Annotated in this window: 18 protein-coding genes; 12 read left to right on the top strand and 6 right to left on the bottom strand. The window is 32.4% G+C overall.

Annotated elements, in window-relative coordinates:
• Window positions 1–49: 49 nt before the first annotated feature.
• The 3 genes from RH81_RS09775 to RH81_RS09785 are packed head-to-tail and all read left to right on the top strand — an operon-like array spanning window position 50 to window position 5304.
• On the top strand, window positions 50–1267 hold the full coding sequence (locus tag RH81_RS09775; RefSeq protein ID WP_033960001.1) for a bifunctional alpha/beta hydrolase/OsmC family protein: 1218 nt from the start codon (window positions 50–52) through the stop codon (window positions 1265–1267).
• A gap of 18 nt (window positions 1268–1285) precedes the next feature.
• Window positions 1286–1549, top strand: a complete 264-nt coding sequence (locus RH81_RS09780) for a hypothetical protein (protein ID WP_033960002.1) — start codon at window positions 1286–1288, stop codon at window positions 1547–1549.
• Between the two features lie 59 nt (window positions 1550–1608).
• Complete coding sequence (locus RH81_RS09785) at window positions 1609–5304, top strand: metallophosphoesterase (RefSeq protein WP_033960005.1); 3696 nt, start codon at window positions 1609–1611, stop codon at window positions 5302–5304.
• Window positions 5305–5312: 8 nt separating this feature from the next.
• Here the strand turns inward: RH81_RS09785 and RH81_RS09790 are convergent, their stop codons facing one another.
• The gene (locus RH81_RS09790; protein WP_033960006.1) at window positions 5313–6119 is read right to left on the bottom strand and encodes an SdiA-regulated/phytase-like domain-containing protein; all 807 of its coding nucleotides are present in this window, start codon (window positions 6117–6119) and stop codon (window positions 5313–5315) included.
• Between the two features lie 124 nt (window positions 6120–6243).
• Between RH81_RS09790 and RH81_RS09795 the strand changes: the two genes are divergently transcribed.
• The 8 genes from RH81_RS09795 to RH81_RS09830 all read left to right on the top strand — a co-directional run bounded on the left by RH81_RS09795 (window position 6244) and on the right by RH81_RS09830 (window position 13942).
• The gene (locus RH81_RS09795) at window positions 6244–7104 is read left to right on the top strand and encodes an acyl-CoA thioesterase (protein ID WP_033960009.1); all 861 of its coding nucleotides are present in this window, start codon (window positions 6244–6246) and stop codon (window positions 7102–7104) included.
• A 111-nt stretch (window positions 7105–7215) separates the two neighbouring features.
• Window positions 7216–8430: a BaiN/RdsA family NAD(P)/FAD-dependent oxidoreductase gene (locus tag RH81_RS09800; protein WP_033960010.1), complete on the top strand. Its 1215-nt coding sequence runs from the start codon at window positions 7216–7218 to the stop codon at window positions 8428–8430.
• Window positions 8427–8963, top strand: coding sequence for a DUF1697 domain-containing protein (locus RH81_RS09805; protein WP_033960011.1), 537 nt, complete (start codon window positions 8427–8429; stop codon window positions 8961–8963). Before RH81_RS09800 ends, RH81_RS09805 begins: the two co-directional genes overlap by 4 nt.
• A 70-nt stretch (window positions 8964–9033) precedes the next feature.
• Window positions 9034–10119, top strand: coding sequence for a diphosphomevalonate decarboxylase (locus tag RH81_RS09810; protein ID WP_033960012.1), 1086 nt, complete (start codon window positions 9034–9036; stop codon window positions 10117–10119).
• Between the two features lie 91 nt (window positions 10120–10210).
• Window positions 10211–11140: a mevalonate kinase family protein gene (locus tag RH81_RS09815; RefSeq protein ID WP_033960013.1), complete on the top strand. Its 930-nt coding sequence runs from the start codon at window positions 10211–10213 to the stop codon at window positions 11138–11140.
• Between the two features lie 10 nt (window positions 11141–11150).
• Entirely contained in the window at window positions 11151–12053 is a 903-nt protein-coding gene (locus tag RH81_RS09820) for a geranylgeranylglycerol-phosphate geranylgeranyltransferase (RefSeq protein WP_033960014.1), read from the top strand.
• Window positions 12053–13006, top strand: coding sequence for a carbon-nitrogen hydrolase family protein (locus tag RH81_RS09825; protein ID WP_033960015.1), 954 nt, complete (start codon window positions 12053–12055; stop codon window positions 13004–13006). The genes RH81_RS09820 and RH81_RS09825 overlap by 1 nt, the downstream gene beginning before the upstream one ends.
• A 36-nt stretch (window positions 13007–13042) precedes the next feature.
• Entirely contained in the window at window positions 13043–13942 is a 900-nt protein-coding gene (locus RH81_RS09830; RefSeq protein WP_033960016.1) for a pseudouridine synthase, read from the top strand.
• Window positions 13943–13952: 10 nt separating this feature from the next.
• On the opposite strand, the gene RH81_RS09835 is transcribed toward RH81_RS09830, so the two are convergent.
• Both RH81_RS09835 and RH81_RS09840 read right to left on the bottom strand, forming a co-directional pair.
• Window positions 13953–14966 carry a transglutaminase domain-containing protein gene (locus RH81_RS09835; protein WP_033960017.1) on the bottom strand — a complete coding sequence of 338 codons (1014 nt, stop codon included), beginning with the start codon at window positions 14964–14966 and terminating at the stop codon, window positions 13953–13955.
• 21 nt (window positions 14967–14987) lie between these two features.
• Window positions 14988–15425, bottom strand: a complete 438-nt coding sequence (locus RH81_RS09840; RefSeq protein WP_161791982.1) for a carboxypeptidase-like regulatory domain-containing protein — start codon at window positions 15423–15425, stop codon at window positions 14988–14990.
• Window positions 15426–15762: 337 nt separating this feature from the next.
• On the opposite strand from RH81_RS09840, the gene RH81_RS09845 reads away from it, so the two are divergent.
• On the top strand, window positions 15763–16074 hold the full coding sequence (locus RH81_RS09845; protein WP_033960019.1) for a hypothetical protein: 312 nt from the start codon (window positions 15763–15765) through the stop codon (window positions 16072–16074).
• A 46-nt stretch (window positions 16075–16120) separates the two neighbouring features.
• Here RH81_RS09845 and RH81_RS09850 read toward each other — a convergent pair whose 3' ends face one another.
• Genes RH81_RS09850 through RH81_RS09860 form a run of 3 tightly spaced genes read right to left on the bottom strand, consistent with a single transcriptional unit; the run spans window position 16121 to window position 19661 of the window.
• Entirely contained in the window at window positions 16121–17482 is a 1362-nt protein-coding gene (locus RH81_RS09850) for an MptA/MptB family glycosyltransferase (protein ID WP_033960020.1), read from the bottom strand.
• Window positions 17482–18972: a cellulose synthase family protein gene (locus RH81_RS09855; RefSeq protein WP_033960021.1), complete on the bottom strand. Its 1491-nt coding sequence runs from the start codon at window positions 18970–18972 to the stop codon at window positions 17482–17484. Before RH81_RS09855 ends, RH81_RS09850 begins: the two co-directional genes overlap by 1 nt.
• Window positions 18969–19661, bottom strand: coding sequence for a glycosyltransferase family 2 protein (locus tag RH81_RS09860; RefSeq protein WP_033960022.1), 693 nt, complete (start codon window positions 19659–19661; stop codon window positions 18969–18971). The genes RH81_RS09855 and RH81_RS09860 overlap by 4 nt, the downstream gene beginning before the upstream one ends.
• Window positions 19662–19689: the final 28 nt, after the last annotated feature.

Genomic DNA, 19689 nt, shown 5'->3' on the forward strand with positions numbered 1-19689 from the left:
ACTAATGGAATTAATAATTTTATAGCCAAGCATTGAACCATTCAATATCATGAAAAACCAAAAATTACAAATAGTTAATAAAAAAGGAATTAAGCTTCAAGCATATTTAGAATTGCCTGCCAACCAAAAGCCAAACTATTTTGCCATTTTCGCACATTGTTTTACTTGTAGCAGTACGTTAAGTGCAGTTAAAAATATTAGTCGATCACTTACAAATTATGGTTTTGGAGTTTTAAGATTTGATTTTACTGGTTTAGGAAGGAGTGAAGGTGAGTTTGCTGATAGTCATTTTTCTGCAAATGTTGATGACCTCATCGCTGTAAATGATTTTTTGAAAGAGAATTATCAAGCAGCATCATTATTGGTTGGTCATTCATTAGGAGGAGCAGCAGTATTAGTTGCGGCTTCTAAATTAGACAATATTAAAGCTGTAGCAACTATTGGAGCACCAGCAAATGTTGATCATGTGAAGCATTTGTTTTCTCATGGGATTGATAAGGTAAGTGAAAAAGGTAAAGTTGAAGTGAACATTGGTGGTCGACCTTTTAAAATAGACGAAGATTTTGTTTCAGATTTTGATAAAACAGATTTACCAGCAATAGTGAAAACTTTGAGAAAGCCATTATTGATTTTACATTCTCCAGTTGATACCATTGTGGGAATTAAAAATGCAGAACAATTGTATCACAATGCTCACCATCCAAAAAGTTTTGTATCACTAGATAATGCAGATCATTTATTATCAAAGTCAGAAGACAGTAAATACGTTGGTAATGTTATTGCAACTTGGGTTGAGCGTTATTTTGAAACAAAGGAAAATATAATGCTAGAGACCAATGGAGAACAGTTAGTTGGTCATTTAAATCTAATTGAAGATAACTTTACAACTTCTATTCAAACTAAAACCCATTCAATGATTGCAGACGAGCCTGCTTCAATTGGTGGTGATGACTTTGGACCTTCTCCATATGAATATCTTAATGCTGGATTGGTGGCTTGCACTGCAATGACCTTAAAGTTATATGCGCAACGTAAACAATGGGATTTACAGGAAGTCTTTGTCTATGTAACGCATTCAAGAAAACATAGTGACGATTTAGGCATTGAAACTAATAAACCTAAGTATTTGGACCATATTACTAAGAAGTTGAAATTTGTTGGTGATTTGGATGATATTCAAAAAGAGCGATTGAAAGAAATTGCTTCTAGATGTCCTGTACATAAAACAATTGCAAGTGAAGTCATTTTTGAGACGACAATTTTATAACTATAACCCTTTTAAAAGATGAATATTTTTGAAAATGTAAAAGCTTATTTTTTAGCTAAGTCAAATAATGAAGGTTCAAGAAAAGCACCAGTTGGTGTTTGTCCTAATTGTTGGGGAAAACAAGAATGGGAAGGTGAGTTTTATAAAAAAATTAAAGCAAATAATATTACTCCAGAATCAAACACTTACTCAAGTTTTATTTATGATATAGCAGAGAAATTAGATAAAATAGTTCTTAAAGAAGACGCCTACGAATGTCAGACTTGTAAAGGCTCATTTTAATAAATAGGATTTTTCCTAAACATTTTAGTATCTTTAAAAACCGACTAAAACCAATCAAAATGAAAAATCCGTTAAAGGTAGTAGCATTATTTGCTATTATTTTACTTCTTAATGCGTGCGCAACATATAAAGCGCAATATCAGAAAAACATTACAGATTCAATTTTTCCAGATAAAACAGTTTCACATTCCTTTTATTTATTAGGAGATGGAGGTAACTCAGAAATGGGTTCATCATCCGAGGCAATTCAAGCGTTTGAAGAAGCCTTAAGACAAGCTCCTGAAAATAGTACTGCAATTTTTTTAGGTGATAATATATACCCAAGCGGATTAACTTCAAACAATTCAGAGCAAGAATTAGCTGAACATAGACTTCAAGTTCAAATAGATGCTGCTAAAAATTTTAAAGGAGAAACAATTTTTATTCCAGGTAATCACGATTGGTATGGAGGTATAAATGATCTAAAACGACAAGAAAAGTTTGTTGAAGATGCTCTAGGAAAGAATACATTTTTACCAGAAAATGGATGTCCAATCGAACGTGTAAATATTTCTGAAGATATCGTGTTAATCATTGTTGATTCTCAATGGTATATTACAGATTGGGATAAGCATCCAAAAATAAATGATGGATGTGAATTTAAAACAAGAGCACGTTTTATCGATGAATTTGAGAGCGAAGTAAAAAAGGCAAGAGGAAAAACCACAATCATTGCAATACATCATCCTATGTTTACCAATGGTCCTCACGGAGGACAATATAGTTTGGGTTCACATATGACACCAATTCCAGTATTGGGAACTTTAAAAAACGTAATTCGTAAAACAAGTGGAGCGTCACATGCAGATTTAAACAATAAGAGATACCGAGAGTTAAAGGAAATGTTAGTTACACTAGCACAAGAAAATGATAAAGCGCTTTTTGTTTCTGGACATGAACATAGTTTGCAATATATTATTGAAAATAATTTACCGCAAATTGTTAGTGGTTCAGGATCAAAAACAAGTGCAACTAGAAATGTTGGAGGAGGAAAGTTTTCTTATGGACATCAAGGTTATGCAAGGTTGGATGTTTTTAATGATGGGTCATCATATGTTCGCTTTTATGCTGCAGGTACTTCTGAACCTGTTTTTGAAACCGAAGTAATAAAGGCTAATGAAAGTGTCGAAACTGATTTTAGTGAAACAATGCCTAAAACAGTAAAGGCGTCAATTTATTCTAAGGAAGAAACAGATAAAGGTAAATCTTATCAAAAAGCTTGGGGACAACGCTATAGAAAATATTTCAGTACTGAAGTTGAGTTGCCTACAGTAAATCTAGATACGCTTTATGGAGGTTTAACTCCTGTTAGAAAAGGCGGAGGTCATCAGTCTAAATCTTTGCGTTTTAAAGATCCACAAGGAAGAGAATACGTAATGCGTGCATTAAGAAAGAATGGTGTGCAGTACTTACAAGCGGTACTTTTTAAAGATCAATATATCACTCCTGAACTTGAAGGAACAAAAACAGAAGCGTTATTGCTTGATGCATTTACTGCTTCACATCCTTATGCGCCTTTTACAATTGCTGAATTATCTAAAGCAGTAGATGTATATTATTCAGAGCCAAAATTGTTTTACGTTCCTAAACAAAAAGCTATAGGAAAATTTAATGATGAGTTTGGTGACGAAATTTATATGATTGAAGAACGTGCAGCCGATGGTCATGGTGATAAAGCTGGTTTTGGTTTTTCTGATAAATTGATTAGCACATACGATATGCTAGAAGAACTTAGAGAAAAAGAAGATCATGTAGTAGATGAAGCAGCATATATAAGAGCCAGATTATTTGATATGGTTATTGGAGATTGGGATAGACATCAAGATCAATGGAGATGGGCTGTTTTTAAAGAAGATGGAAAAACAATATACAGACCAGTTCCTAGAGATAGAGATCAAGCTTTCTCTCTTATGGATGATGGATATTTAATGAAAACAGCTACGTTTTTAATACCACCAATTAGATTATTGCGCTCTTATGAAGGCGAATTAAAAGATCCAAAATGGTTTAATGTAGAACCTTTTCCATTAGATGTAGCTTTACTAACAAAATCAACTAAAGCAGATTGGGACAAGCAGGTTGCACTTATTCAAAGTAATTTAACTGAAGAAGTAATCGATAGAGCCTTTTTAAAATTCCCTATAGAAGTAAGGGATGAAACCATTCAAACAATTAAAGAAAAATTAATTCAGAGACGTGAAAGCCTGAAAGGTACATCAGATGAATATTTCAATATTGTAAACAAATATGCAACTGTAAGAGGTACAGATAAGGATGATTGGTTCGAAATTGAAAGGATGACAAATGGTATTGTTTCCATAAAAATTTACCGAATTAAGCAAGGTAAAAAAACAGATTTATTCCATGAACGCTTATATTATCCAGAAGAGAATAAAGAAATTTGGGTTTTTGGTTTAGATGATGACGATTATTTTGAAGTGTCAGGAGATGGTGCTGCTGAAATAAGGTTGCGTATCGTTGGAGGTCAAAATAAGGATAAATATAATATTGTAAATGGAAAGAAAGTCCATATTTACGATTATAAATCCAAAGAAAGTGAATTCATTACAAACAAGGGAAATCGTCATCTTAAAGATGATTATTATTCTAACCTTTACGACTTCAAAAAAATAAAATATAACTCTAAAGTAATTTTACCGGTATTTGGGTTTAATCCAGATGATGGTTTTAAATTAGGAGTGGGAGGCATGTTTGTTAAAAACGGATATGATAATGAAAAGTTCTCATCTCAACATTTTGTAAGTGGCCATGTGTTTTTTGCTACTGGTGGTGTGGATTTTAATTATAATGGTGAGTTTGCAGAGATTTTTAATGATATAAATCTTGGTGTGAAAGCAAGATTTGCTAGTCCTAGTTTCGCAATTAATTTTTTCGGATTTGGTAACTCTACACCAAATTTAAGCGTTGATAATCCAAATGGCGATGAAGAAGATTTTGATTACAATAGAGTAAGACAGTCAACTTATGCCGTTGGGACATCATTTATTAAAAGAGGAGAATATGGTAGTAAATGGTCTTTTGGATTAAATTTTGAATCCATAGAAATTGAAAATACTGATGACCGATTTATTAGTGGTTTATATCCTATGGATTTTCAGCCTGATAGAGACAATTTTATAAATACCGAATTATCATACGCATTTACAAACGTAGATGAAAAGGCATTCCCTACCTTAGGGATTGACTTCAAAGTTGCTATAGGATATACTAACAATCTTAAAAACTCAAATAACTATAGTTATGTAATCCCATCTCTAGGAATTGATTACAAACTAAACGCCAGCGGCAATTTTGTATTGGCTACTAAAATAAAAGGCCAGATTAATTTTGGAGATGAATTTGAGTTTTATCAAGCAGCAACTTTAGGTGCCAATAATGGTTTGAGAGGTTACAGAAATGAAAGATTCTCTGGTAAACGTTCATTCTTTCACAGTACAGATTTAAGGTATAATCTTAAACGAGTTAGTACTTCAATTGTGCCAATTGAATATGGTCTTTTTGGCGGCTTTGATTATGGTCGTGTTTGGGTTGATGATGATTTTGTAAGCGATCCTGATTTTAATGAAGATGCGTTAAATACTTCAGTAGGAGGTGGGTTATTTGTGAATATGGTAGACTTGCTATCCTTTAATGCTGGAGTATTTACCTCAGATGACAGTATGAGATTTAGCTTTGGTTTTGGTTTTCAATTTTAAAAGTCTGACTATTCTAAGATAAAACGGTATATATTTCCGCCATTAAATTTTCCAAACTCATCTGTGATGAGAACTTGATTGTCATTAATTAGATTAACACCTTCTTTTTGGGAGTTGTGTTTAAACTCTAATGCATCAATTTCTCCATTAAAGAAGTCATCACCAGTGTAATCTGTTAATTTCCAAAGCTTGCTATGATTTAGTAAAACAACAGTTTTACCATCATCACTAATATCTGCCGAAGTAACCTTAGAATGTTTGCCCTTTAGTTTGGTTTTTGAAATGTAACTAGCTACATGATTGCCCATTTTATTTGGGACTTTGATAAGTTCACATTTTTTGTGGTCTTTACTAAAAACATAAAAAAACCCATTGTGTAAAAAGAACGATTCAAAATCTATTGAATTCATTCCATCTGGAAGTGTAAAATTAATGATGCTTGCATTTACTGATGACTTTGCGTTTTCAGCATTAGGAACTATATAAATAGTAAAACTTGTCCTGTTTTCAGCGTTGTTTCCGAAATCACCTATATAAATATTTCCTTTAGAATCAGAGGTCAAATCCTCCCAGTCAATATTTTCTGCATTATTAATTGTAATGTCCTTAAGGATATCTCCGTTTAGGTTTAATCCATATAAGTGATTCGTATTTCCAGAATCTTGAATAACCCATAATATATTTGAATCATTTATTTTTTCTATTGCAGACGTCTCCTTTAAGCTAGACGGTATGTCAGCTAAAATTTCGACATTTCCTGTGCCGCAAGAAATAAAAAATAGAGCAACCGTAATAGTTTTGATAAATGCTTTCATAAAATGAAATATAAAATTTTTCCAGTAAAACTAAAATTTTAAATCTTAAACTAATTATAAAATTCATTTTTTTGGTCTAATAGATTAACCATTTATTTAGCTTTGAAAAAATAACCCTTAAGGTATGAATTCAACTCAAGATCTATTACAATTAATTCAGTTAAAACAAATTGAAGACACTAAGTTTCAAGGTTTCAGTAAAACCGTTGGGAGTCCGAATGTTTTTGGTGGTCAAGTCTTAGCTCAGGCTATAAATGCTGCTGCGCGAACTATTACTACTGGTAGAATATTACATTCATTACATTCCTATTTTTTAGAGCCAGGTAATTTGGAGATTCCAATCGTTTACGATGTAAGTGTTGTAAGAGATGGAGGAAGTTTTTCAGTAAGAAGAGTTACTGCTCAGCAAAACGAGAAGATCATCTTTATTTTGTCAGCCTCATTTCACAAACAAGAAGAAGGTTATGAGCATCAAATTGAGATGAAAAGTAATATCAAATTACCTGAAGAGTTAATGAGTTGGACAGATTTGTTAGAAACGTATCGTGATGTGCTTCCGAGTAGAGTTAAAGGGTTTTTTGAAATCGAACGTCCAATAGAATTTAAACCCACTCAAATTGCGAATCCATTAAACAAAAAGGATTTACCGCCTTTTACAGATGTTTGGGTAAAACTTAAAGGGGATGTTTCAAGCTTGAATAGAAGTGACAAACAACAAATTCTTACTTATATTTCAGATTATAATATTCTTACTTCAGCCATGAATAGACATGCAAGTAAAGCCAATTGGAATAATACACAAACAGCAAGTTTAGATCATTCTATGTGGTTTTTTAGAGATTTTGACTATGACGATTGGTTGCTCTATTCTATAGAGTCTCCAAACACTTCTAGTGCCAGAGGTTTTGCTAAAGGGAATTTATTTACTAGAGATGGTGTTTTAATTGCTTCTGTTGCTCAAGAAGGATTAATGCGTCCAAAATAATTGAAGATTACCTTAGAACTAATAACTGGACTTCAACGTATTTAACCAATAAATAATCTTTAATTTACCATGATTTTGAAATCCATTAAAAATCTATAATTTTTTTCTTGAATGAATGAATATGATGTAATCATTGTTGGAGGAGGAGCAGCAGGCTTTTTTGCAGCTATTAATATTGCTGAGCAAAATTCAACCTTAAAGGTTGCCATTCTTGAACGTGGAAAAGAAGGGCTTCAAAAGGTGAAAATCTCAGGTGGCGGACGCTGTAATGTGACACATGCCGAATTTATACCTTCTGAATTAGTTTTAAACTATCCTAGAGGTGAAAAAGAATTGTTAGGACCATTTCATCAATTCATGACTGGAGATACTATTGAATGGTTTGAACAACGAGGAGTCGAATTGAAAATTGAAGAAGATGGCAGAATGTTTCCTATTACAGATTCGTCTCAAACCATTATAAATTGCTTCCTACACGAAGTAGAAAAGCACCAAGTAGATGTTTTATATAATCATGCGTTGAGATCTATTTCTAAATCTGATGAATCTTGGTTATTGGAAACAACTCAAGGCGACTTATTAGCAAAAAAAGTAATGATTGCAACTGGAAGCAATCCTAAAATTTGGAAATTATTAGAGCAATTGGGTCATACCATTTCTCAACCTGTTCCATCGTTATTTACGTTTGATATTAAAGATGAACGAATTAATGATATTCCAGGAGTTGTTGCAAAAAATGTTGAGGTTACTGTGGTTGATACTAATTTATATAGCGAAGGCCCACTTTTAATTACTCATGTAGGTATGAGTGCTCCAGCGATTTTAAAATTATCTGCGTTTGGTGCTATTGAACTTGCAAAATGTGACTATAAATTTGAAATAGAAATTAATTTTATCAAACAATCTTATGATGATTGTTTGGAGCATTTAAAAGATTTAAAACAAGATTTCGCAAAGAAAACAGTCTTTAAATTGGCGCAGTTTGAATTACCAAAACGCTTATGGCATAAATTGGTGTTAGCTTCAGATATGACCAATGAAACAAGATGGGCAGACTTAAACAAATCGCAATTAGAACAATTGGCAGCCCAACTTACAATGGCAGTATTTATGGTGACAGGAAAGAGTACTTTTAAGGAAGAATTTGTAACGGCAGGAGGAATCAACCTGAAAGAAGTTAATTTTAAAACCTTTGAAAGCAAGCTTCATGAAAACTTGTACTTTGCTGGAGAAATATTGAATATTGATGCAGTTACAGGTGGTTTTAATTTTCAGAATGCATGGTCTGGTGCTTATATTGCCTCAAAATCTATGTCTCAATCATGAACACGTATATAATACTTTTAAGAGGAATCAACGTTGGTGGACATAAAAAAACACCTATGGCTGAGCTAAGAGAATTGCTTTCTAAATCTGGATTTGAAAATGTGACAACTTATATTCAAAGTGGAAACATTGTACTTCAATCTTCAGAAAACAATATCTCTAAAATAGAAAATACAATCCAGCAATTAATTCAATCCCATTTTGGTTTTGAAGTTCCCGTGATTGCCAAAACAAGAAAAGAGTTAGAAGTCATATTCGATACATGTCCGTTTACAGGTGAAAAAAAAGAAAACAGCTATTTCGTTATGTTAAGTGAAATCCCTAAAACTGAATTGGTTAAAGCGGTTACTGATATTGCTTTTGAAAATGAAGAGTTTGTGATTATAAAAGATTGTATTTACTTTCATTCTTCAGTAGGTTATGGTCGAACTAAATTTAATATGAACTCATTCGAAAAGAAATTGAACGTTAAAGCGACATCAAGAAACTACAAAACAACAGTAAAGCTATTAGCAATGTCTAATGATTCTTAAAATTACCAATAGATATTTCTTATTTTTGTACAACATAATTGAACTAGCTTTTTCAATTCAAGACTAATACATGACTGAACAAGATTTTATTCCTGAAACATATTCTAAAACTAAAGATAGTGGAAGTGTTACGTGGTCATCGCCAAGTAATATTGCACTTGTCAAATATTGGGGAAAAAAGGCAGATCAAATTCCAGAAAATCCATCTATAAGTTTTACACTAGATCATTGTAAAACAACAACAATACTTAGCTTTTCAAAAAAGGAAAGTAGCGATATATTTTCATTTGAAGTGTTTTTAGATGGCGAACAAAAAGATAGTTTTAAATCAAAAATTGAAACATTCTTTAAACGAATAGAAAGCTATTTGCCATTTTTAAGAGACTATCATTTCAAAATAGAAACGTCTAATACATTTCCTCATAGTTCTGGGATTGCTTCATCAGCTTCAGGTATGAGTGCTTTAGCATTATGTTTAATGAGCATTGAGAAAGAACTTTCGGGTGAAGTTTCAGAAACTTATTTCAATCAGAAAGCATCGTTTTTGGCACGATTGGGTTCAGGAAGTGCTTGCAGAAGTATTGAAGGTGATTTAATTGTTTGGGGAACACATAAAGGAATTGATGGAAGTTCAGATTTGTTTGGAGTAAAATATCCTTTTCAAGTTCATCAGAATTTTAAAAATTATCAAGACACAATTTTATTAGTTGACAAAGGTGAGAAACAGGTCAGTAGCACAGTTGGGCATAATCTAATGCATAACCATCCATTTGCTGCTCGACGTTTTGAACAAGCTCATGAAAACATGTCGGAGCTTATTGAAATTTTTAAAAATGGTGATGTAGATGCCTTTTTAAAAATTGTTGAAAGTGAAGCCTTGACACTTCATGCTATGATGATGACAAGCATGCCTTATTTTATTTTAATGAAACCAAACACAATGGGAATCATCAATAAAATATGGACGTTTCGCAAAGAAACTAACTCAAAAGTATGTTTTACTTTAGACGCAGGAGCCAATGTTCATGTGCTATATCCTGAAAGCGAAAAAGATGCCGTTTTAGAATTCATAAAATCTGAATTGGCAATATTTTGTCAAAACGGACATTATATTACTGATCAAATTGGTTTTGGCGCGCAACAGATTTCAGATTAAACATCAGTAAATTATAGTGGACTTAACGGTTCATCGTAAACCAAATAGTAGAATTATACGTATATTTGTTAAAGCAAATGGTTAACAATACATGAAAGGACCTCTTTTTTACTCAAAAATCTTACTCTTTGGTGAGTATGGAATCATAAAAGATTCTAAAGGTTTGTCTATCCCTTACAACTTTTTTAATGGTGCATTGAAGACTGAAGAAAATCCGTCTCAAGAAGCTATAGAATCTAATGAAAGTTTAAAGCGATTTGTGTCTTATATAAAAGATATAAAGGCTGAGTTGGTGATTTTCGATATTGAGAAATTAACGAATGATGTTGAAGCAGGAATGTATTTTGATTCTTCTATACCACAAGGTTATGGTGTTGGAAGTAGTGGTGCTTTAGTTGCTGCTATTTATGATAAATATGCTCATGATAAAATTACAGTTTTAGAAAACTTAACAAGAGAAAAATTATTAAAACTAAAAATGATTTTTTCTGAAATGGAATCTTTTTTCCACGGAAAGTCTTCAGGATTAGATCCTTTAAATAGCTATTTAAGCATTCCTATTTTAATTAATTCTCAAGATAATATTGAGGCAACTGGAATACCAGCGCAACAAACCGATGGTAAAGGCGCAGTTTTCTTATTAGATTCTGGTATAATTGGTGAAACAGCTCCAATGGTTCGAATTTTCATGGAAAATATGAAGCAGGAAGGATTTAGAAGTATGCTGAAAGATCAGTTTATCAAACATACAGATGCCTGTGTTGACGATTTCTTAAAAGGAGATGTAAAGTCGCTTTTCAAAAACACAAAGCAATTATCTAAAGTGGTATTGAACCACTTTAAGCCTATGATTCCACAACAGTTTCATGAACTTTGGAGAAAAGGAATTGAAACTAACGAGTACTACTTGAAATTATGTGGCTCTGGTGGAGGTGGTTATATCTTAGGATTTACTGAAGATTTTGATACTGCTAAACAATCACTTAAAGACTACAAATTAGAAGTGGTTTACAACTTCTAAAAGTACCCTTATGCTTTCTCGCAAACAAAAACATATCCTTCTGAAATTTTTCAGTATGTTTTCTGTTGTGCGTGGTTATAACATTCTAGTCATTGTTATTGCACAATATTTAGCCTCTATTTACATTCTTGCGCACGACAAACCTTTAAAAGCTGTTCTGCTTGATTTGAATCTATTAATGTTGGTATTAGCTTCGGCAGCGACTATTGCAGCAGGTTATATCATTAATAACTTTTATGATTCGGAAAAAGATCTAATTAACCGCCCAAATAAATCTCAAATAGACCGATTAGTAAGCCAGAATACAAAGTTGTCCTTTTATTTTGTGCTTAATTTTTCTGCAGTAGTTATGGCTAGTTACGTGTCATTTAATGCAGTTCTGTTTTTCTCTGTGTATATCTTCGGAATCTGGTTTTACTCGCACAAACTAAAGAAACTTCCATTTATAGGAAATCTTACGTCTGCAATACTCACAACAACACCATTCTTTGCTATTTTTCTGTATTATAAAAACTTTGAATCGGTCATTTTTGTTCATGCTATTTTCTTGTTCTTAATAATTTCAATGCGAGAGCTCACAAAAGATTTGGAAAATATGAAAGGCGATCTTTTATTAAATTATAAAACGATTCCAGTAGTTTATGGAGAGAAAGCATCGAAAATAATGTTGACTATATTAGTGTTATTGACAAGTGTTCCTGTGTATCTCCTTTTAAATCAATTTGATGTAGGACACATGTATCTTTTCTTTTACCTGTCTGTAATTTTGTTGCTTATTTTTCTACTATTACTATGGAAATCAAACACAAAACCTCATTATTTAATATTACATAATATATTGAAATTTATCATTTTAGCTGGTATATTTGGTATTGTTCTCATTAATGTGGATGTTGTTTTAAATCGAATCTAATGAATCATATTCTTAAAGTTGCTCTGGCTCAAATTTCACCAGTATGGTTAAATAAAAAGGAAACCCTTAAAAAGGTTGAGCATTCAATTATTGAAGCTTCAAAAGAGCACGCAGAACTTATCGTATTTGGTGAAGGTTTAATTCCTGGCTACCCATTTTGGTTGGCTTTAACAGGAGGAGCAGAATGGAATAAGACTGTTAATAAGGAGCTTCATGCACATTATGTTAAGAACTCGATAACTATTGAAAAAGGTGATTTGGATGATATTTGTGGTTTAGCCAAAGAACATAAATTGGCTGTCTATTTAGGTGTGATTGAGCGACCTACAGATCGAGGTGGTCATAGCGTATATGCTTCTTTAGTTTATATCAATAATGAAGGTGTAATTCAATCTGTTCACAGAAAACTGCAACCAACTTATGACGAACGATTAACTTGGTCTCCAGGTGATGGAAACGGACTTAGAGTTCATCCACTAAAAGACTTTACTGTTGGTGGATTGAACTGTTGGGAAAATTGGATGCCATTGCCTAGAGCTGCGCTTTATGGTTTAGGTGAAAATTTGCATATTGCAGTATGGCCAGGAAGCGATCACAATACTAAAGACATAACACGATTTATAGCGAGAGAATCACGCTCTTATGTGATTTCAGTATCGAGTTTAATGTCGAAAAAGGACTTTCCGAAGAATACACCACATATTGAAAGTCTTCTAGAAAAGGCTCCAGATACACTTGCAAATGGTGGAAGCTGCGTTGCTGGACCTGATGGTGAATGGATTATTGAACCCGTTTTACATAAAGAAGGATTGATTTTCACAAGCTTAGACTTTAATCGTGTATTAGAAGAACGTCAAAATTTTGATCCAGTTGGTCATTATTCAAGGCCAGACGTGACAAAACTATCTGTAAATCGTGAGCGTCAATCTACTACAGAATATTTCGATTCATAAAGAGTAATATATTACCTTTGCGCAAAATTAGTAACCATGAGCAGAAATCAAGGCGGAAGCGGAAAAGGGAAACCTTCAGGAAGAGGAACCAATAAACCTACCAATAAAAAATCAAGTAAATCAAAAGAAAAGGATAATCCTAAAAGTAAGAGTTATTCTAGAGATAATGCTCCTGTTAGAAGTAAGACACCTATTAAGAAAAAACAAACACCTTCTAAACCGTCAAATTCGGATGAGATTAGGTTAAATAAATACATTTCGAATTCTGGAATTTGTTCTAGACGTGATGCAGATATGCATATTGCTGTAGGTAGTGTTACCGTCAATGGTAAAATTATCAACGAAATGGGTTACAAAGTGAAGTTTGAAGATGAAGTTCGATTTGATGGCGCACGTATTAATCCTGAAAAGAAAACTTACGTTTTATTAAATAAACCTAAAGGTTTTGCGACTACTACAAGTGAAAGCAAAGGGAAAACTGTCATGGATTTGGTTGCTAATTCAACATCTGCAAGAATAAAACCAATAGGTCGCTTAGGACGTAATTCTACTGGGTTATTATTGTTTACAAATGATGATGTTATAGTTAAAAAGTTTACGAATTCTAAAAATGGTGTTGAACGCTTATTCGAAATAGAATTGGATAAGAATTTAAAATTTGAGGATCTAAAAAAGATTCAAGATGGTTTAAAGATCGAAGGAAAACTAGTTCCTGTTGAAGAAATTAGTTACATCGAAGGTGCTGCAAAATCGCAAATTGGACTTAAGATTAAAAATACAGGGAATACGATACTTCATACTATTTTTGACCATTTAAAATATGATATAATTCGAGTAGATTGTGTAGCAATTGCTCATCTTACTAAAAAAGATCTACCTCGTGGTCATTGGAAGCATCTGACAGAACAAGAACTCAATACCTTGAAGATGGTGTAGATTGAAGTTCTCAATTTTCAACTTTAAACGTATACGAGACAATCAAATCGTCACCAATTAAAAAGTGCGTATCATAATAACCAGTGTTGTCAAATTGGTATTCTAATGTCAAAGACAGTTCATCCAAAATAATAGATGAAGGCTTAGCGGTTATGGTTTTAAAACCATTGTCAATAATAAACGAGATTTTATTTAGATCAATAGGCTCTAACAATTCATATTTGAAAGTTATCGTTTCGTTTTTCTGAATGGTATTGTTTAATTTATTTGGAGTTTGATGAATTGTTAAGTGTTTATATGCATTGCCATACAAAATGGGATTTTCTAAAAATGATTGAAATGAAGGTAGGTCACCTTCTAAAAGCATCCATTTAGGTTCAATAGGATAATGCGTAAGCACAAAAAATTCTGGATTAGTGAGAAAGAGACCGTTGTTGTAATTAAACTTAAATCCGTAATTATTAGGATGTACAATTCCACTTGCCCAAGTAGGATCACTCAAATACCATTTATCATTCAGTTTTACGGCGTTCCAAGAATGATTTGGTGCATTAAAATTATCAATTGCAGTAGAACTCGTTCTGCCAAAACCATTAACCATTCTACAATTAATATTTGCCAATCTTGAAAGTTCACTAACTAGGTAAGCATAGCCAGAACAAATGGTTTTTTTTCGTTTTCTAAGTTTGCTAAATAGTTTTTTCTTGAAACTTTCATTCCAAGCGTCAAGTTTTAGGCTATCATTTTCAAACTTCTCACGTTTTTTCTTATTCTTTAAGTAAAGCCCATAATCATTAGACACATTAGTACAGACCCATTTGTAAATCGCTCTAAAACGTTCTACATCAGTTTCTAAATTTGACGTTAGATTATGGGATAATTCAGGCAAGTTTTTGAGTCCAGCACCTTTGTAAACCAATGCCATACTATCTGCTTTTTTAAAATCAATATGATTAAAATCAGATACTTGCGCATGAGCTTGGAATGCAAATAGGAAACTTAATAAAAGTCCTAATGTTTTCATATAAACAAGACTATTGTACAGTTAAAACGAGCGTTTTGATTTGTATGGTTTATCTGAAGCTAAAGCGCCTACAATGTCTATAGCTTCTGATACTAATTGTAGGTTTATAAAATTGGTGTCCGCTTTAATTTTAACTCTTCTCGTTTCATAGCCTAAATAGCTAAATATTAAAACATCATTAGGTTTTAATGCTTGTGGAAAAATAAATGTGCCATCAGAATCCGTTATGGCACCAACATTACTGCCTTTAAGCGCAATATTTACACCTGTTAATGGTCCGTATTCATCACTAACCATTCCTTTGACATTTATTTCAGTATTTGATGAAGTTTGCGTTTGAGCAGACAGTGAATTGAAAGTTAGCGTTGCAATCATAAATAATCCGAATATTAGGTGTTGAATCATTCTAGACGTAATTAAGTTTGCTCTATTTTGTGTAAGTGTTACGTGTGTTTTCATAATTTTAAAGATTATTGTTTCCATCAAATCTATGCAATGTATCTTTTGATATCAACATACTTTTAGTCATCTTATTGTTCCACTTAGTGAAACCCTCTTTTCAATGAGCCTAAGATACATTGAAATTGTAAAAACTTAATAGATTCATTGTTAATTTTATTATAATAGAATTGCTTTTTTATTGCTGTCATCTTAATAGGAAGCTGATCTGTAGTTTTTTTGTAATTGTATAAATAATTTGCTTTTGCTTAGTTATTTTTTATAATTTTAAACAAGCTATTAATAATCACATTTGGTTCTTAACCAATTAAAATTAACCTACTAGAGAGATGAAATTATGGATAAAAAAGACAATTTAAAACGTGTTATAGTCGATTTTAGAAAGTTAACACCAGAAATATTAGCCTTATTGGTTGAAAAATTTCCTTATGGCTATGATGACGGTGAAATAATTTCATTTAAAAACGCAAGTAATGAGCTTATTGAAGCTGTAGAAGTTACTACAGCAGATACTAAGTATTTAGTTAAGGTGAGTTCAAAACTTGAAATGACTATGGAAAACTATGATGAGGATGATTATGAAGAATTTGACAATGACGATCCAGAAGCCGTTCAAGATCCAGATTTAGAGAAAGAAGAAGACGATTAATGTCATTTAATATAATTAAGAAGCCAGCTCAAAAGAGTTGGTTTTTTTATTTGTGCTTTACACGTTTCTGAATAAACAATTCCCAAATAAGAACAGCATAGACAACAATATATTCGATGGCAATAATCCAAAGGTTTTCAGATTTATCAGCTTTATTAAGGTTGATATAAGCCAAATAACTTAGTATAATTACAAAACTCCATACCAAAGGAAATCTATAATTAGTAAATACACTTAAAATTAAAAGTGTAGCTATATACCAAGGATGAACAGTTGTGCTTAAAAACAAATAAAAGGAAAATGCGAAAAGCATATGTGTAATGAGAATTTGCGTATTCATTCTCTTTTTAGATAAAGCCAATCCTATTATAAACAGCAAAACTAAAACAGGTAACGCTTTTCCAATAATTGCAATTTCATTATAGCCTCTAAAAAGAAAGCCTATCTCTCGAGCTATGTAATACACACTTGCATTAAACTCGAAATTCTGAAACCAAAGTCCAACGGTTTGAGCATAATTATTTATAAATTCTGAATCATAGAAAGGAGCGAATAGGATTAGGGTTGTAATGCCAATCAACGCATAAAACGAAATTAATTTTTTTAAATCGATAGTTTGAGAGGTTTCCTTTTTAAAGTATCGAAAGAGCAGAGGTAAAAGTAATAGCGGAATTAATTTCACGGAAATGGATAAAGCAAAAATAACAGCTGCCCATTTCCATTTTCCTGAATGTAAAAGATATAAACTCCATACTAAGAAGAAGATCATAACACCTTCAAAATGAAGATTCCCTGTCAATTCAATAATAATAAACGGATTGAGAATATACCAAAAAATGTTTTTTACAGGAATATTAAGCTTTTCTAGCAAACGTTTTCCGAAGACTAACGTACCAAAATCTGCCGCAATAATTAGTAATCTTAATACAATAGCAGATCCTAAAATACTATGCCCAGAAAATAGTCCTGCTATTACAAAACACAATTGGTTAATTGGAGGATAATTGGTGAAGTGACTGCCGTTTAATTGTCCCATTCCTGCATATAACTCTTTAGCTTGAGCAATTGGAAACTCATGAGTTTGCATAAAAGATTGAGGAGTAGATAAATAAGGGTTTAAACCCTCTAAAATCATTCGACCATCCCAAATAAAGCGATAGAAATCCTGAGATAAATTCGGAATCGCCAGAATAAAAACTGCTCGAAATAGAAACGCAATAGCTGTTAGGTATTTGATGTTGCTTTTAGCGAGCTTTAGTATTAAGAGGAATGCAAACCAAAGCGCACAATAAAACGTTATAAGCTTAGTGTATTCTGTTCTAATTAAATCATAAGCAAAAAGCCAATAGAAAAAAAAGCTAACAAATGTGAGCAACAAAGGAACTTTATAAAGTTTCCAGATCTGCATCACATTTTAGAGGATATGGATTTGAAGAATACATAACCAAAACCTAAGAACAACATTAAGTGAAATGGGAACAAACCGAAATCACCACCTTGATCTCCTACAACAAATGCACTATATAAACCAAAAGCAAAATAAAGCATAAGAATACCTTCTAAAACAACGTGAGGAGATATTTTTTTCTTGAGATATTTATTCCCTTTCCAAGAATCTTTTATTGTACTAATATTAAATTTTGGAGTCCGAACAAACTCACTTCGTTTTCCCATATGACCTTCTAAAACAGCAATGGAGTTATGAAGCGAAAAGCCCATCGCAATGGAGAAAAATGTAAAAAACATGCCTACATAGCTAAAGAAATTTTTAAAGCCACTACCATATATTTGCTTATACATAAACCAATAGCAGATAAAGAAGATAACTGTACTCATTACGAAAAAACTCATAAAGTAAAAGTAGAAACGTAAGTGTGTATATTCATTTTTGATATACAGCATTGGAATGCTCAGCACTGCAACAATAAAAACATTCAAAAACATCGTGCTATTTAATAAATGCAGTAAGCCATGAATTTTAGTTTTGGTAGAAATATTTTTGGATGTAACAACCCGTTTCAGCATTTTTCTGAAATTCTCAGCACCTCCTTTATTCCAACGAAATTGTTGAGAACGCGCAGCACTAATAACGACTGGTAATTCAGCTGGTGTTTCAACATCTTCGAGATATTTGAATTTCCAGTTTTTAAGTTGTGCTCTATAACTTAAATCTAAATCTTCAGTTAACGTATCTCCTTCCCAATTTCCAGCATCAATAATGCACTCTTTTCTCCAAATACCTGCAGTACCATTAAAATTGATGAAGTGCCCTTTGCTATTGCGTCCAACTTGCTCAAGCGTAAAGTGTGCATCTAAAGCAAAGGCTTGAATTTTAGTAAGGATCGAATAGTTTCTATTAATATGACTCCATCGTGTTTGGACAACACCAATAAGTTCATCTTTAAAATAAGGAATCGTTCGTTTTAACCAATTTGGTTGTGGTAAAAAATCGGCATCAAAAATGGCGATAAATTCGCCTTTTGCAATTTTTAAGCCTTCTTTTAAGGCGCCAGCTTTAAAACCTGTTCTATCAGTTCTGGTAATGTGCTTGATGTCAAGACCTGTAGTTTTAATTTTTTCTATATGAAGACGTGTCGTTTCTATAGTTTCATCTGTGGAATCATCTAGGACTTGAATTTCCAGTTTGTCTATTGGATATTCCATAAGTGCAATGTTTTCAAGCAGACGATCCATAACGTACATTTCGTTAAAGACTGGAAGTTGTATGGTAACATAAGGGACTTCTTCTGGTTTAGATAAATCAAAAGTTTCACAATCCTTATTAGTCTTTTTTGAAGAAAGGTAATTATAAAGCAAGTTGAGCTGAGCTAGAGAATACATGAAAATCAGTACAATAGCAATGGTGTAAATGACAATTATTGTCGTTTCAAGGATCATTTTTTAAAACTGTATTTAAAAATCCAACCTAAGATTTTTACGCCTGCAAATATAGCACCTTTTACGGTACCTGAAACTTTTGACACGCCTATTCTATTTCTATAGTTTACAGGTATTTCAGCATAACTTAATTTTTGTTTTAGAACTTTTAATTGCATCTCAACAGTCCAACCATAAGTTTTATCTTCCATTTTTAAGTTGAGAAGTTTATCATATTTGATAGCTCTAAAAGGTCCTAAATCTGTAAATTTAGCTCTAAAGAATAAAGTCATTAATGTGGTAGCAAGCCAATTTCCAAATATTTGTGGAATTGTCATCGACCCTTTTTCTCTCAAACCTTTTACTCTTGCTCCAATAACAAAATCAATATTGTCTTCAATAATTGGTTTTACAATCTTGATTAATTCTTCAGGATAATCACTATAGTCACCATCAAGGAATACAATAATGTCTGGTTTTTCAGCTTGATTAGAGATGTAATTCATTCCCTTCAAACAGGCATAGCCATATCCTTTATTATTTTCAATAAGAACCGTTGCTCCAGCATTTTTCGCATTAATTTCTGTATCATCATTGGAGTTATTGCTTACTACAATAATTTCATTTACAATATCTGGAATGTCTTTAACGACATGTGCTATAGAATCTGCTTCGTTGTATGCAGGAATAATAACTTTTATACTGGGCATTGAGTTAGTTTGAAGGTGCAAAAATACA

The sequence above is a fragment of the Psychroserpens jangbogonensis genome, from assembly GCF_000797465.1.
GTDB lineage: Bacteria > Bacteroidota > Bacteroidia > Flavobacteriales > Flavobacteriaceae > Psychroserpens > Psychroserpens jangbogonensis.